The organism is Providencia xihuensis (assembly GCF_041953405.1).
GTDB classification, from domain to species: Bacteria; Pseudomonadota; Gammaproteobacteria; order Enterobacterales; family Enterobacteriaceae; genus Providencia; species Providencia vermicola.
Genome location: NZ_CP169565.1, coordinates 381,114 through 396,578 on the forward strand (window position 1 = coordinate 381,114; position 15,465 = coordinate 396,578).

Genomic DNA, 15,465 nt, shown 5'->3' on the forward strand with positions numbered 1-15,465 from the left:
AGGGAACTCCATAAGGAATAGAGTCGTGTCTAAAGAAAAATTTGAACGTTCAAAACCGCACGTTAACGTTGGTACTATCGGCCACGTTGACCACGGTAAAACTACTCTGACAGCAGCTATCACTACTGTTCTGGCAAAAACTTACGGCGGTTCTGCTCGTGCATTCGACCAAATCGATAACGCACCAGAAGAAAAAGCGCGTGGTATCACCATCTCTACTTCTCACGTAGAGTACGATACTCCAACTCGCCACTACGCACACGTAGACTGCCCAGGACACGCCGACTATGTTAAAAACATGATCACAGGTGCTGCACAGATGGACGGTGCAATCCTGGTTGTTGCTGCGACTGATGGCCCAATGCCACAAACTCGTGAGCACATCCTGTTAGGTCGTCAGGTTGGCGTTCCTTACATCATCGTGTTCCTGAACAAATGTGACATGGTTGATGACGAAGAACTGTTAGAATTAGTTGAAATGGAAGTTCGTGAACTTCTGTCTCAGTACGATTTCCCAGGCGACGACACTCCAGTTGTTCGCGGTTCAGCACTGAAAGCGCTGGAAGGCGAAGCTGAGTGGGAAGCGAAAATTGTTGAATTAGCAGGTTACCTGGATTCTTACATCCCAGAACCAGAGCGTGCAATTGACCGTCCATTCCTGCTGCCAATTGAAGACGTATTCTCAATCTCAGGTCGTGGTACAGTAGTAACAGGCCGTGTTGAGCGTGGTATCATCAAAGTTGGTGAAGAAGTTGAAATCGTTGGTATCAAAGAGACTGCGAAAACAACTTGTACTGGTGTTGAAATGTTCCGTAAACTTCTTGACGAAGGCCGTGCGGGTGAGAACGTTGGTGTTCTGCTGCGTGGTACTAAGCGTGAAGAAATCGAACGTGGTCAAGTACTTGCTAAACCAGGTTCAATCAAGCCACACACTAAATTTGAATCAGAAGTTTATATTCTGAGCAAAGATGAAGGTGGTCGTCACACTCCATTCTTCAAAGGTTACCGTCCACAGTTCTACTTCCGTACAACTGACGTAACAGGTACTATCGAACTGCCAGAAGGCGTAGAGATGGTAATGCCAGGTGATAACATCAACATGATCGTTACCCTGATCCACCCAATCGCGATGGACGACGGTTTACGTTTCGCAATCCGTGAAGGTGGCCGTACTGTAGGTGCGGGTGTTGTTGCAAAAATTATTGCATAATACCGCTCTTTCTGAATAAGAAAGAACTACTTAGTAAAAAGGGCGTCTTATAGACGTCCTTTTTATACGTTGCAAAATTAAGAACCTATCTCATCAATCATTTCTAAATAATTATTGGTGAGATAGGCTCTGAAACAACGAATTAATAATTGCGTTGGTTCCTTTGCGCAGTTATATGAGATTTATTAAGGTTTTGCTCCGAAGATATGGTATATTTTACCGCTGCCACAAAAAGAACCTGGTTTTTCCTATTGGTGTGGCTGAAAATTTACTGAGCATGCTGAAAATCCTGCAAAATGGATAGCACTTGTGAAATGGAAAGTACTGACGAACGAATAGTACTTGCGAAATAGAATGTGGCTGCAATGGGCTGTATTTGCAGAACGAATAGCGCTAATTACCTCCATTAACAAGGCTAATTGTTTTAACTCGCGGGTGATGTTATTGATATCCCTATCAAATTTTGCAGGCTTAGTTTGTAGTAATTGAGGGATATGTTGGCATATTCTATTGGTTTGGCTTGATTGTTTTACCTTTGTAAGCAAACAGGCTTTGTACATACTTCATGGTAACAGGTTGAATTATGAGTGCGAATAGCGAAGCTCAAGGAAGTGGACGCAGTGCAGACATTTTCAAATGGGTGATTGTCTGTGCCCTATTAATAATTGCAATTGTTGGCAACTATTACTTCCGTCAATATAATCTCGCGCTGCGTGCTTTTGCAGTTGTGGCTGTGGTCGCTATTGCAGGTGCTGTCGCTTTATGGACAACAAAAGGTAAAGCAACACTGGCGTTTGCACGCGAAGCTCGTGTCGAGATGAGAAAAGTCATTTGGCCTACTCGCCAGGAAACATTACAAACTACTTTAATTGTTGCCGCAGTAACGGCTGTAATGTCATTAATACTGTGGGGATTAGATGGTATCCTGGTGCGTTTAGTTTCATTTATTACAAGCCTGAGGTTATTCTAAATGTCCGATTCACCTAAAAAGCGCTGGTATGTCATTCAGGCATTCTCTGGTTTTGAAGGTCGCGTAGCACAATCTTTACGTGAACATATCAAATTACATGCTATGGAAGATTCTTTTGGCGAAGTTATGGTTCCAACAGAAGAAGTTGTTGAAATCCGTAGCGGTCAGCGCCGTAAGAGTGAACGTAAATTCTTCCCAGGCTATGTCTTAGTCCAAATGGTCATGAATGATGACTCTTGGCACTTAGTACGTAGTGTACCTCGTGTAATGGGGTTCATTGGTGGGACTTCAGACCGTCCAGCACCAATTAGCGATAAAGAAGTTGATGCTATTATGAACCGCTTACAACAAGTTGGTGATAAACCACGTCCGAAAACATTGTTTGAACCAGGTGAAATGGTTCGCGTTAGCGAAGGTCCATTTGCTGACTTTAACGGTGTTGTTGAAGAAATCGACTATGAAAAGAGCCGCTTAAAAGTCTCTGTTTCTATTTTCGGTCGTGCAACTCCTGTCGAATTGGATTTTGGCCAAGTCGAAAAAGCCTAATCTAAACGACAAAACTGACTTGCAAAAGGCGTGAAATTTGACTACAATTTCGCGCCTTTTGTTTTTATGCTTTGCCAGTTTTGCTTCTTAATTGAGCTTATATTATAGGCAGGGCATGTTTAATGTAACGGGGAGCCTTACGAACGTTAAGGCGTTATCACCCATCTAGAGGAAATATCATGGCTAAGAAAGTTCAAGCCTACGTTAAGCTGCAAGTTGCAGCTGGTATGGCGAACCCAAGTCCACCAGTTGGTCCAGCTCTGGGTCAACAAGGTGTTAACATCATGGAATTCTGTAAAGCGTTCAACGCAAAAACAGACAGCCTGGAAAAAGGTTTACCAATTCCTGTTGTTATTACTGTTTACGCAGACCGTTCTTTCACTTTCGTTACCAAAACTCCACCTGCAGCAGTTCTGCTGAAAAAAGCAGCTGGCGTTAAGTCTGGTTCAGGCAAGCCTAACAAAGAGAAAGTTGGTAAAGTGACCTCTGCTCAGATTCGCGAAATCGCTGAAACTAAAGCTGCGGACATGACTGGTGCTGATGTTGACGCAATGATGCGTTCAATCGAAGGTACTGCTCGTTCCATGGGCCTGGTTGTGGAGGACTAAGACAATGGCTAAACTGACTAAGCGCATGCGCAATATCCGTGAAAAAGTTGATGCTACTAAACAGTATGACATCGCTGAAGCCGTTGCACTGCTGAAAGAATTAGCGACTGCTAAATTCGTTGAAAGCGTTGACGTTGCTGTTAACCTGGGCATCGATGCTCGTAAATCTGACCAGAACGTTCGCGGTGCAACTGTACTGCCACACGGTACTGGCCGTTCAGTTCGCGTTGCTGTGTTCGCACAAGGCGCAAATGCTGAAGCTGCTAAAGCTGCTGGCGCTGAACTGGTTGGTATGGAAGATCTGGCTGATAAAATCAAAGCTGGCGAAATGGACTTTGACGTTGTTATTGCTTCTCCAGATGCAATGCGCGTTGTTGGCCAATTAGGTCAAGTTTTAGGCCCACGTGGTCTGATGCCAAACCCGAAAGTAGGTACTGTAACGCCTAACGTTGCTGAAGCGGTTAATAACGCTAAAGCAGGTCAGGTTCGCTACCGTAACGACAAAAACGGAATCATCCACACCACTATCGGTAAAGTTGATTTCGACGCTGACAAACTGAAAGAAAACTTAGAAGCACTGCTGATCGCGCTGAAAAAAGCAAAACCAGCTTCTGCTAAAGGTGTTTTCATCAAGAAAGTTAGCCTGTCTACCACTATGGGTGCAGGTGTTGCTGTTGACCAAGCAGGTCTGTCAGCGACAGTTTAATTGCTATAGCTTCGGCTAATGAGTAATTAGGCTTTACCTTTGCGTCGATTTTGTATAAAATTTGACGCCTTGAGTTTGTTGGGTATAGAAATGTATCCAACAAACCACAAATTTCGGTATGGAGTCTGGCCTTTCCAGACCCCGTCCAAGACCGCAGGTGTGCTATTTATAGTCACTTAATTTACCTGCGTAGACGGTGACAGAGATACCTAGAATTTTATTCTGGATTCTATTCTGCTCACCGTGTTTTAGCGCTCAAATACATGTTGTATTCGAGTGATGTGAGTCCCGGGGTTTTCCCGGTTAATCCAGGAGCAAGAAGCTAATGGCACTAAATCTTCAAGACAAACAAGCGATTGTTGCTGAAGTCAGCGAAGTAGCCAAAGGCGCGCTTTCTGCAGTTGTTGCTGATTCACGCGGCGTAACTGTAGCAAAAATGACTGAACTGCGTAAAGCAGGTCGCGAAGCTGGCGTTTATATCCGTGTTGTTCGTAACACACTGATTCGCCGTGCTGTTGAAGGTACTTCTTATGATGTACTGAAAGACGCGTTTGTTGGTCCAACCTTAATTGCTTTCTCTAACGAACACCCGGGCGCTGGCGCTCGTCTGTTCAAAGAGTTCGCGAAAGCGAATCCAGCATTTGAGATTAAAGCTGCGGCCTTTGAAGGTGAGTTAATCCAAGCGAAAGATATCGATCGTCTGGCAACTCTCCCAACTTACGATGAAGCAATCGCACGCCTGATGGCAACCATGAAAGAAGCCGCTGCCGGCAAATTGGTTCGTACTCTGGCTGCTCTGCGCGATCAGAAAGAAGCTGCATAAGCCCTTTCCTTCGTTGCTTTTTAACGTATAAACTATTTCTGAATTTTAGGAACACTTGTTATGTCTATCACTAAAGACCAAATCCTTGATGCAGTTGCAGAAATGTCTGTAATGGACGTTGTTGAACTGATTACTATGATGGAAGAAAAATTCGGCGTTTCTGCTGCTGCAGCTGTTGCTGTTGCTCCAGGTGCTGCTGCTGAAGCTGCTGAAGAAAAAACTGAATTCGACGTTGTTCTGTCTGCTATCGGCGGTAACAAAGTTGCAGTTATCAAAGCAGTTCGTGGCGCAACTGGTCTTGGCCTGAAAGAAGCTAAAGACATGGTAGAATCAGCTCCAGCGACTATCAAAGAAGGCGCAAGCAAAGACGAAGCTGAAACTCTGAAGAAAGCTCTTGAAGAAGCAGGCGCTTCTGTTGAACTTAAATAAGTTCAATTTCAAGAACGCAGCTTAATTTAATTAGGCTGACGGCTGGTGATTTTTTAATCACCAGCCTTTTTGCGCTGTAAAGCGTGATGGGTGTTAACAGCTTTTCACGCAGTTTTAATGTTAACAACAACCCTCCAATACTTCTTTCTATTGACGACTTAATATACTGTGTTCTTCGCTACGACCCGCTCGGGTAGCTCGGTAGCCAAAGCGCGCAATGAAATGATTTAAGAGTAATAGCAATGAGTATTAAGGAAAGTATTCATTTTCCATTTCTTATATAAAACGCGTTGCGGTTAAGACTCTTACTTTAAGAGCTAACCACTTGGGTCACTGATCAACGAGCTGAGGAAACCTATGGTTTACTCCTATACCGAGAAAAAACGTATTCGTAAGGACTTTGGTAAACGTCCACAAGTTTTGGACATACCTTACCTCCTTTCTATCCAACTTGACTCGTTCCAGAAGTTTATCGAGCAAGATCCAGATGGCCAGAATGGGCTGGAAGCAGCTTTCCGTTCTGTGTTTCCAATTCAGAGCTACAGCGGTAATGCTGAACTTCAATATGTCAGCTATCGTTTAGGCGAGCCTGTTTTTGATGTTAAAGAATGTCAAATTCGCGGTGTGACTTATTCTGCTCCTCTACGTGTTAAATTACGCCTGATCGTTTATGAGCGTGAAGCACCAGAAGGCACCGTTAAAGATATCAAAGAACAAGAAGTCTACATGGGTGAAATTCCACTCATGACTGAAAACGGAACTTTCGTTATCAACGGTACAGAGCGTGTTATCGTATCTCAGTTACACCGTAGTCCAGGTGTGTTCTTCGATAGCGATAAAGGTAAAACACACTCTTCAGGTAAAGTGCTCTATAACGCACGTATTATCCCTTACCGTGGTTCATGGCTTGATTTCGAATTTGACCCGAAAGATAACCTGTTTGTACGTATTGACCGTCGCCGTAAATTACCAGCGACCATTATTCTGCGTGCAATGGATTACAACACCGAAGAAATTTTAAACCTGTTCTTCGAAAAAACTGTATTCCAAATCCGCGATAACAAACTGATGATGACGCTGGTTCCTGAGCGTCTGCGTGGTGAGACTGCTTCTTTTGATATCGAAGCGAACGGTAAAGTCTATGTTGAAAAAGGCCGCCGTATCACTGCTCGTCATATTCGTCAGTTAGAAAAAGAAGAAGTTAGCAACATCGAAGTACCTGTTGAATATATCGCAGGTAAAGTTGTTGCAAGAGACTACATCGATGAAAGTACTGGTGAGCTGATTTGTGCAGCGAACATGGAACTTTCTTTAGACATGTTGGCACGTTTGAGCCAGTCTGGTCACAAAACAATCGAAACATTGTTTACCAATGACTTAGACCACGGTGCTTACATTTCTGAAACCGTTCGTGTCGACCCAACTAACGACCGTCTGAGTGCATTGGTAGAAATCTACCGCATGATGCGTCCTGGTGAGCCACCGACCCGTGAAGCAGCAGAAAACCTGTTCGAGAACCTGTTCTTCTCTGAAGATCGTTACGACTTGTCTGCTGTAGGTCGTATGAAGTTCAACCGTTCACTGAACCGTGATGAAATCGAAGGTTCAGGTATCCTGAGCGAAGAAGACATCATCGAGGTGATGCGTAAACTCATCGATATCCGTAACGGTAAAGGTGAAGTCGATGATATCGACCACTTAGGTAACCGTCGTATTCGTTCCGTTGGTGAGATGGCAGAGAACCAATTCCGTGTTGGTCTGGTTCGTGTTGAGCGTGCAGTGAAAGAGCGTCTTTCTCTGGGTGATCTTGATGCATTAATGCCACAGGATATGATTAACGCTAAGCCTATTTCAGCCGCAGTTAAAGAGTTCTTTGGTTCCAGCCAGCTGTCACAATTTATGGACCAGAACAATCCACTGTCTGAAATTACGCACAAACGTCGTATCTCTGCATTAGGCCCAGGTGGTCTGACTCGTGAGCGCGCGGGCTTCGAAGTACGTGACGTACACCCAACTCACTACGGTCGTGTATGTCCAATCGAAACGCCTGAAGGTCCAAACATCGGTCTGATCAACTCATTATCTGTTTATGCACAGACCAATGAGTACGGTTTCTTAGAAACCCCATACCGTTTAGTTCGTGATGGCTTAGTCACTGATGAAATCCACTATCTGTCTGCAATTGAGGAAGGTAACTTCATCATTGCTCAGGCGAACACCGTATTAGGTGAAGATGGTAGCTTTATCGAAGAGTTAGTCACTTGTCGTAACAAAGGTGAATCAAGCTTATTCAGCCGTGAACAGGTTGAATATATGGACGTTTCGACTCAACAGGTTGTTTCTGTTGGTGCGTCACTGATCCCATTCCTTGAACACGATGACGCCAACCGTGCATTGATGGGTGCGAACATGCAACGTCAAGCGGTTCCAACTTTACGTGCTGACAAACCATTAGTTGGTACAGGTATGGAACGTGCAGTCGCGGTTGACTCGGGTGTAACGGCTGTTGCAAGACGTGGTGGTTCAGTTCAGTACGTTGATGCGTCTCGTATCGTTATCAAAGTTAACGAAGATGAGATGTATCCAGGCGAAGCTGGAATCGATATTTATAACCTGACTAAATATACCCGTTCTAACCAGAACACCTGTATTAGCCAGATGCCTTGTGTATCTTTAGGTGAGCCAGTTGAGCGTGGTGACGTGTTAGCAGATGGTCCTTCAACAGACCTCGGCGAATTAGCACTGGGTCAAAACATGCGCGTGGCATTCATGCCATGGAATGGTTATAACTTCGAAGACTCCATCTTAGTTTCTGAGCGTGTTGTTCAAGAAGACCGTTTCACGACTATTCACATTCAGGAACTGTCTTGTGTGTCTCGTGACACCAAATTAGGGCCTGAAGAAATCACTGCGGATATTCCAAACGTCGGTGAAGCTGCGCTTTCTAAACTGGATGAATCCGGTATCGTTTATATCGGTGCAGAAGTGAAAGGCGGCGACATTCTGGTTGGTAAAGTAACACCGAAAGGTGAAACTCAGTTAACCCCAGAAGAGAAACTGCTGCGTGCTATCTTCGGTGAAAAAGCGTCAGACGTTAAAGACTCTTCTTTACGTGTCCCTAACGGTGTTTCTGGTACGGTTATTGACGTACAAGTATTTACCCGTGATGGTGTAGAGAAAGACAAACGTGCATTAGAGATCGAAGAAACTCAGTTACGTGATGCGAAGAAAGACTTAACAGAAGAGCTACGTATTTTCGAAGCTGGCCTGTTTGCCCGTATCCGTTCTGTACTGGTTAACGGCGGAATTGAAGCTGACAAACTGGACAAGCTGCCTCGCGATCGTTGGTTAGAGTTATCTTTAGCTGATGAAGAGAAGCAAAACCAGTTAGAACAATTAGCTGAACAGTACGACGAACTGAAATCTGAGTTCGAGAAAAAACTCGATGCAAAACGTCGTAAAATTACCCAAGGTGATGATCTGGCACCTGGCGTACTGAAAATTGTTAAGGTTTATCTGGCTGTTAAACGTCAGATTCAACCGGGTGATAAAATGGCGGGTCGCCATGGTAACAAAGGTGTTATCTCAAAAATCAACCCAGTTGAAGACATGCCTTACGATGAAAACGGTAACCCAGTTGACATCGTTCTGAACCCACTGGGCGTACCATCACGTATGAACATCGGTCAGATTTTGGAAACCCACTTGGGGATGGCAGCAAAAGGTATTGGTGAGAAAATCAATGCTATGCTTAAACAGCATGAAGAAGTTGCCAAACTGCGTGAATTTATCCAAAAAGCGTACGATTTAGGTGATGATCCACGCCAGAAAGTTGACTTGAACACTTTCTCTGACGAAGAAGTGATGCGTTTGGCTGAGAACCTGAAAAAAGGTATGCCAATTGCGACACCAGTGTTTGATGGTGCGAAAGAGAAAGAAATCAAAGAACTACTGAAACTGGGCGGTCTGCCAACTTCAGGTCAGATTACATTATTCGATGGTCGTACTGGCGAGCGTTTCGAGCGTCAAGTTACTGTCGGTTACATGTACATGCTGAAACTGAACCACTTGGTTGACGATAAGATGCACGCCCGTTCAACAGGTTCTTACAGCTTGGTTACTCAGCAACCGCTGGGTGGTAAAGCGCAGTTCGGTGGTCAGCGTTTCGGGGAGATGGAAGTGTGGGCACTGGAAGCATACGGTGCAGCCTATACTCTTCAAGAAATGCTTACAGTTAAATCGGATGACGTTAACGGCCGTACGAAGATGTATAAAAACATCGTCGATGGCAGCCATCAGATGGAACCTGGCATGCCGGAATCTTTCAACGTATTGCTGAAAGAAATCCGCTCACTGGGTATCAACATCGAGCTGGAAGACGAGTAATTCGTTTTGTGCCGGAGGGTTCGCCTTCCGGCCTATGTAAGCACTGGGATTTGGGGAGAGTGTCTTTGAATACTCACCTGACAGGTCTAACTCCGACAGGAGCATTTTGTGAAAGACTTAATAAAGTTTCTGAAAGCGCAAACCAAGACCGAAGAGTTTGATGCTATCAAGATTGCTCTGGCATCACCTGATATGATCCGTTCATGGTCATTCGGTGAAGTGAAAAAGCCAGAAACGATTAACTACCGTACGTTCAAACCTGAGCGTGATGGTCTTTTCTGTGCGCGTATTTTCGGGCCAGTGAAAGACTACGAATGTCTGTGCGGTAAGTACAAACGTTTAAAACACCGCGGTGTGATTTGTGAGAAGTGTGGCGTTGAAGTTACACAGACCAAAGTCCGTCGTGAGCGCATGGGTCACATTGAACTTGCTTCTCCGACCGCACATATTTGGTTCTTAAAATCACTACCATCTCGTATCGGTTTGCTGCTCGATATGCCACTGCGTGATATCGAACGTGTTCTGTACTTTGAATCATATGTTGTTGTTGAAGGCGGGATGACTAGCCTTGAGCGCGCACAGATTCTGACAGAAGAGCAATACTTAGATGCGCTGGAAGAATTCGGTGACGAATTTGATGCGAAAATGGGTGCGGAAGCTATCCAAGGCCTGCTGAAAAACCTCGATCTTGAGAACGAGTGTGAAACGCTGCGTGAAGAGTTAAACGAAACTAACTCTGAAACTAAGCGTAAAAAGCTGACCAAACGTATCAAACTGCTGGAAGCGTTCATTCAATCTGGTAACAAACCAGAGTGGATGATCTTAAACGTGCTGCCAGTATTACCACCGGATCTGCGTCCATTAGTTCCACTGGATGGTGGCCGTTTCGCAACATCAGATCTGAACGATCTGTATCGTCGCGTGATCAACCGTAATAACCGTCTGAAACGTCTTCTGGATCTGGCTGCGCCAGACATCATCGTACGTAACGAAAAACGTATGTTGCAAGAAGCGGTTGATGCGCTGTTAGATAACGGTCGTCGTGGTCGTGCTATCACAGGTTCTAACAAACGTCCTCTGAAATCTTTGGCTGATATGATCAAAGGTAAACAAGGTCGTTTCCGTCAGAACTTACTTGGTAAGCGTGTTGACTACTCAGGTCGTTCTGTTATCACCGTAGGTCCATACCTACGTCTGCATCAGTGCGGTCTGCCGAAGAAAATGGCTCTTGAGTTATTCAAACCATTTATCTATGGCAAATTAGAATTACGTGGTCTGGCAACAACCATCAAAGCTGCGAAGAAAATGGTTGAGCGCGAAGAAGCGGTTGTTTGGGATATCTTGGATGAAGTTATCCGCGAACACCCAGTCATGCTGAACCGTGCACCAACACTTCACCGTCTGGGTATCCAAGCGTTCGAACCAATTCTGATCGAAGGTAAAGCTATCCAATTGCACCCACTCGTTTGTGCGGCATACAACGCCGACTTCGATGGAGACCAAATGGCGGTACACGTTCCTCTGACTCTGGAAGCTCAGTTAGAAGCACGTGCGTTGATGATGTCAACCAACAACATCCTGTCACCTGCAAGTGGTGAGCCTATCATCGTTCCTTCTCAGGACGTTGTATTGGGTCTCTACTACATGACTCGTGACTGTGTAAACGCGAAAGGCGAGGGCATGGTATTAGCCGGTCCTAAAGAAGCTGAGCGTGTTTACCGTTCAGGTCATGCTTCACTGCATGCCCGCGTTAAAGTCCGTATCACTGAAGAAGTGAAAGATTCGGAAGGTAACATCACTATCAACACGGGGTTAGTTGATACCACGGTTGGTCGTGCAATTTTGTGGATGATCGTACCAAAAGGTCTGCCTTACGCGTTGGTTAACCAAGCGTTAGGTAAGAAAGCGATCTCTAAAATGCTGAACACCTGTTACCGTGTTCTGGGCCTGAAGCCTACGGTTATTTTTGCTGACCAAATCATGTATACCGGATTTGCCTATGCGGCACGTTCAGGTGCATCAGTTGGTATCGACGATATGGTTATTCCAGAGAAAAAAGCTGGGATTATCGCCGAAGCAGAAGCTGAAGTGGCAGAAATTCAGGAACAGTTCCAGTCTGGTCTGGTTACAGCAGGCGAACGTTACAACAAAGTTATCGATATCTGGGCAGCGGCAAACGAACGTGTTGCTAAAGCGATGATGGAAAACTTGTCAACTGAATCCGTTATCAACCGTGATGGCGTCGAAGAACAACAAGTTTCTTTCAACAGTATCTTTATGATGGCCGACTCTGGTGCTCGTGGTTCCGCCGCTCAGATCCGTCAGTTAGCGGGTATGCGTGGTCTGATGGCTAAGCCAGATGGCTCCATCATCGAAACACCAATCACGGCAAACTTCCGTGAAGGTCTTAACGTTCTCCAGTACTTTATTTCGACGCACGGTGCGCGTAAAGGTCTTGCCGATACTGCATTGAAAACAGCGAACTCTGGTTATCTGACTCGTCGTTTAGTCGACGTTGCACAGGACTTGGTTGTGACTGAAGACGACTGTGGAACTCACGAGGGTATCCTGATGACTCCGGTTATCGAGGGTGGCGACGTTAAAGAGCCACTGCGTGAGCGTGTACTGGGTCGTGTGACTGCTGAAGATATCCTGATCCCAGGTACAGCGGACATTCTGGTTCCACGTAACACCCTGCTTCATGAAAAACTGTGTGACCTGTTAGAAGCTAACTCTGTCGACAGCGTGAAAGTACGTTCTGTTGTAAGTTGTGAAACAGACTTTGGTGTGTGTGCACACTGTTATGGTCGTGACCTTGCTCGTGGTCATATCATTAACAAAGGTGAAGCTATCGGTGTTATCGCGGCACAGTCAATCGGTGAGCCAGGTACACAGTTAACGATGCGTACGTTCCACATTGGTGGTGCGGCATCTCGTGCTGCAGCTGAATCTAGCATCCAAGTCCGTAACACAGGTACTCTGAAACTGGTTAACGCGAAATTCGTTACGAACTCAGAAGGCAAACTGGTTATTACTTCGCGTAATACTGAGCTGCGTCTGATTGACGAATTCGGTCGTACGAAAGAAAGCTACAAAGTACCTTACGGTGCACACCTGTCTAAAGGTGATGGCGCTGCGGTAACGGGCGGCGAGACTGTTGCGAACTGGGATCCACATACCATGCCAGTCGTCAGTGAAGTTTCTGGTTTCATCAGCTTCTCTGACATGCTTGATGGTCAAACAATGACGCGTCAGACTGATGAATTAACGGGTCTGTCTTCAATCGTTGTTCTGGATACTGCGGAACGTACCAGTGGTGGTAAAGACCTGCGTCCTGCTCTGCGTGTTATTGACGCAAATGGTAACGATGTTCTTATCCCTAACACGGACATGCCAACTCAGTACTTCTTACCGGGTAAAGCAATTGTTCAGTTAGACGATGGCGTTGCTATCAATGCGGGTGATACTTTAGCGCGTATTCCACAAGAATCTGTGGGTACTAAAGATATCACGGGTGGTCTGCCACGCGTAGCTGACTTGTTCGAAGCACGTCGTCCGAAAGAGCCTGCAATCTTGGCTGAAATCAGCGGTATTATCTCGTTTGGTAAAGAAACCAAAGGTAAACGTCGTCTGGTTATCACCCCATTAGATGGTAGCGATCCGTACGAAGAGATGATCCCTAAATGGCGTCAGCTTAACGTGTTCGAAGGTGAGATTGTTGAACGCGGTGACGTTGTTTCTGATGGTCCAGAATCTCCACATGATATCCTGCGTCTGCGTGGTGTCCATGCTGTTACGCGTTATATCACTAATGAGGTTCAGGAAGTTTACCGCTTACAAGGCGTTAAGATAAACGATAAACACATCGAAGTTATCGTTCGTCAGATGCTGCGTAAAGTCACCATCGCGGATGCAGGAAGTTCTGAATTCCTTGAAGGTGAACAAGTCGAGTACTCACGTGTTAAAGTTTCTAACCGTAAATTGGAAGTGGAAGGCAAAATTCCAGCCAATTACGCACGCGACCTGTTGGGTATCACTAAAGCATCTCTGGCAACAGAGTCCTTTATCTCAGCAGCATCGTTCCAAGAAACAACACGCGTACTGACAGAAGCAGCCGTTGCAGGTAAACGTGATGAACTGCGTGGTCTGAAAGAAAACGTTATTGTTGGACGTCTGATCCCAGCAGGTACTGGTTTTGCGTATCACCAAGACCGTATCCGTCGCCGTCATCTGAACGACGTTGTGGAAGCGCCACAAGTTAGCGCAGATGAAGCAACAGCGAACTTAGCTGAACTGTTAAATGCAGGTTTCACGAGTGACAACCAGAATTAATTTCTGATTTCCAAGTGTTTCTTGATAAAAACTGGTGTCGTAAGGCACCAGTTTTTTTATGCCTAACAGATGATAAAAACGCCTATTTATTACTAAGTAATGATATTGGAACGGTGACTCTTCGACTTTCTTGCTTATCCTCCCAGCTTTTTATATCAAACATCCATAAATGATCGACTGTCATTTCATAAAAGCGTGAATGGCCATTGCTACGTAATGCATTTAAGTTTACCTGAGTGAAAGAGGGCGATATTTCATCAAAAGGTGATTGGGGATAAAATTCTTCAAGGGCTTCTTCACATTCCGCATCCGTGAGCTCTCGTGCTTTCCCTGTAAATTGCATTCCATCTAGACCTGATTTTAGCATTTCAGGTAATGAGTGATTAAATAATGAGCCACTGATCTTTTCATTTTGTTGGATATTCTTAGAGTGCTTTGCTTGTCGAGATGAAAACCAAATAAAGCGTAGTGGGTTTAATTTGACGCAATGTTCGACGGTTGATGCCCAAGGTAATTGATCATTACCTTGTGTAGCCAGTGTTAAAAAGCGGGTATTTTGCAGTAGTAATAAACTGCGTGTTTTTAAATTCATATAGGGTCCTTTAATCAAAATTGTAGGTTTATTAGAAATAACTATGCGGTTTTCGATGCAGTTATAAGTAGGGCGTGGGGACATTGTAGGTAGTCCAAATATAGCTCTGTAGTTTCAGAATGGTCGGCAATTATGTTTCCATATTGAAGATAGCTGAATCCAGCCTGTAAAATAGTATTACCTAAAGTGTTATAGGAATAATAGTAAGCTTGTATTGTTTCATTATACGGAGGGAGGCAAATATTAAAATGAATAGAACTTTCATCTTTTCTTGGTTGCTTTTCAATTAATCGAAAACCATAATTATAATAATATTCGCTATTGCCAGAAAAATCAGGGTTAATTGTTAATATCGTTAAGCGACCATTTGGTTTCAATACACGATAAATTGACCGCACAATAGAATGTATGTCATTCGTATGCTGGCAATAAGGAAAAACATAAATGGCAAGAGCTAAATCAAAATATTCAAAATAATTATCAAGATTAGAGGTGTAAATAATATTTGAATTATTCAGTTTTGCATTTTTTCTTGCCAAATTGAGCATGTTGGATGAAATATCAAACCCAACTATATTTTTTGCTCCTTCTTTCTCTAACCAGTGTGATATAAACCCTGCACCACATCCATAATCTAAAATAGCCAGTGTTTCTAGCTTATCTATATATGGTTTTATCGTAGGAATATCGATATGCATACGAAAGGGCCACTGAAAGGCATGACTGTAAATTTCAGTAAGTTGATCAAATTTTTTCATGTTACTTTAAATTATTTATTAAGTTGAATTAATCGTTTATTTTTATATTTATCATAATTTTTTAATTGGATGTTTTTACTGGTTATTTATTTTCTCTCACATGAG

11 protein-coding genes are annotated in these 15,465 nt (G+C 44.3%); 9 read left to right on the top strand and 2 right to left on the bottom strand.

Going from position 1 to position 15,465, the window contains the following annotated elements; all coding sequences use genetic code 11:
* Positions 1-25 precede the first annotated feature (25 nt).
* The 9 genes from tuf (at position 26) to rpoC (ending at position 14,010) form a co-directional block, all read left to right on the top strand.
* Complete coding sequence (tuf, locus tag ACE2AL_RS01695; RefSeq protein WP_318825957.1) at positions 26-1,210, top strand: elongation factor Tu; 1,185 nt, start codon at positions 26-28, stop codon at positions 1,208-1,210.
* A 583-nt stretch (positions 1,211-1,793) separates the two neighbouring features.
* The gene (gene secE, locus ACE2AL_RS01700) at positions 1,794-2,180 is read left to right on the top strand and encodes a preprotein translocase subunit SecE (RefSeq protein ID WP_004265885.1); all 387 of its coding nucleotides are present in this window, start codon (positions 1,794-1,796) and stop codon (positions 2,178-2,180) included.
* Entirely contained in the window at positions 2,181-2,726 is a 546-nt protein-coding gene (gene nusG, locus ACE2AL_RS01705; RefSeq protein WP_004264378.1) for a transcription termination/antitermination protein NusG, read from the top strand.
* Between the two features lie 179 nt (positions 2,727-2,905).
* Positions 2,906-3,334 (top strand): 50S ribosomal protein L11, encoded by a 429-nt coding sequence (gene rplK, locus ACE2AL_RS01710; RefSeq protein WP_164456258.1) that lies wholly within the window; start codon positions 2,906-2,908, stop codon positions 3,332-3,334.
* A gap of 4 nt (positions 3,335-3,338) precedes the next feature.
* The gene (rplA, locus tag ACE2AL_RS01715) at positions 3,339-4,040 is read left to right on the top strand and encodes a 50S ribosomal protein L1 (protein WP_206086831.1); all 702 of its coding nucleotides are present in this window, start codon (positions 3,339-3,341) and stop codon (positions 4,038-4,040) included.
* A 325-nt stretch (positions 4,041-4,365) separates the two neighbouring features.
* Positions 4,366-4,863: a 50S ribosomal protein L10 gene (gene rplJ / locus ACE2AL_RS01720; protein WP_154626049.1), complete on the top strand. Its 498-nt coding sequence runs from the start codon at positions 4,366-4,368 to the stop codon at positions 4,861-4,863.
* 60 nt (positions 4,864-4,923) lie between these two features.
* Positions 4,924-5,292 (top strand): 50S ribosomal protein L7/L12, encoded by a 369-nt coding sequence (gene rplL, locus ACE2AL_RS01725; protein WP_206086830.1) that lies wholly within the window; start codon positions 4,924-4,926, stop codon positions 5,290-5,292.
* Positions 5,293-5,649: 357 nt separating this feature from the next.
* A complete protein-coding gene (rpoB, locus tag ACE2AL_RS01730; RefSeq protein ID WP_206086829.1) occupies positions 5,650-9,678 on the top strand; it encodes a DNA-directed RNA polymerase subunit beta in 4,029 nt (1,342 codons plus the stop codon).
* Positions 9,679-9,786: 108 nt separating this feature from the next.
* Positions 9,787-14,010, top strand: coding sequence for a DNA-directed RNA polymerase subunit beta' (rpoC, locus tag ACE2AL_RS01735; RefSeq protein WP_225820899.1), 4,224 nt, complete (start codon positions 9,787-9,789; stop codon positions 14,008-14,010).
* 82 nt (positions 14,011-14,092) lie between these two features.
* On the opposite strand, the gene ACE2AL_RS01740 is transcribed toward rpoC, so the two are convergent.
* Positions 14,093-14,602 carry a pyridoxamine 5'-phosphate oxidase family protein gene (locus ACE2AL_RS01740; protein ID WP_206086827.1) on the bottom strand — a complete coding sequence of 170 codons (510 nt, stop codon included), beginning with the start codon at positions 14,600-14,602 and terminating at the stop codon, positions 14,093-14,095.
* 41 nt (positions 14,603-14,643) lie between these two features.
* Complete coding sequence (locus ACE2AL_RS01745; protein WP_206086826.1) at positions 14,644-15,360, bottom strand: class I SAM-dependent methyltransferase; 717 nt, start codon at positions 15,358-15,360, stop codon at positions 14,644-14,646.
* Between the last annotated feature and the right edge of the window lie 105 nt (positions 15,361-15,465).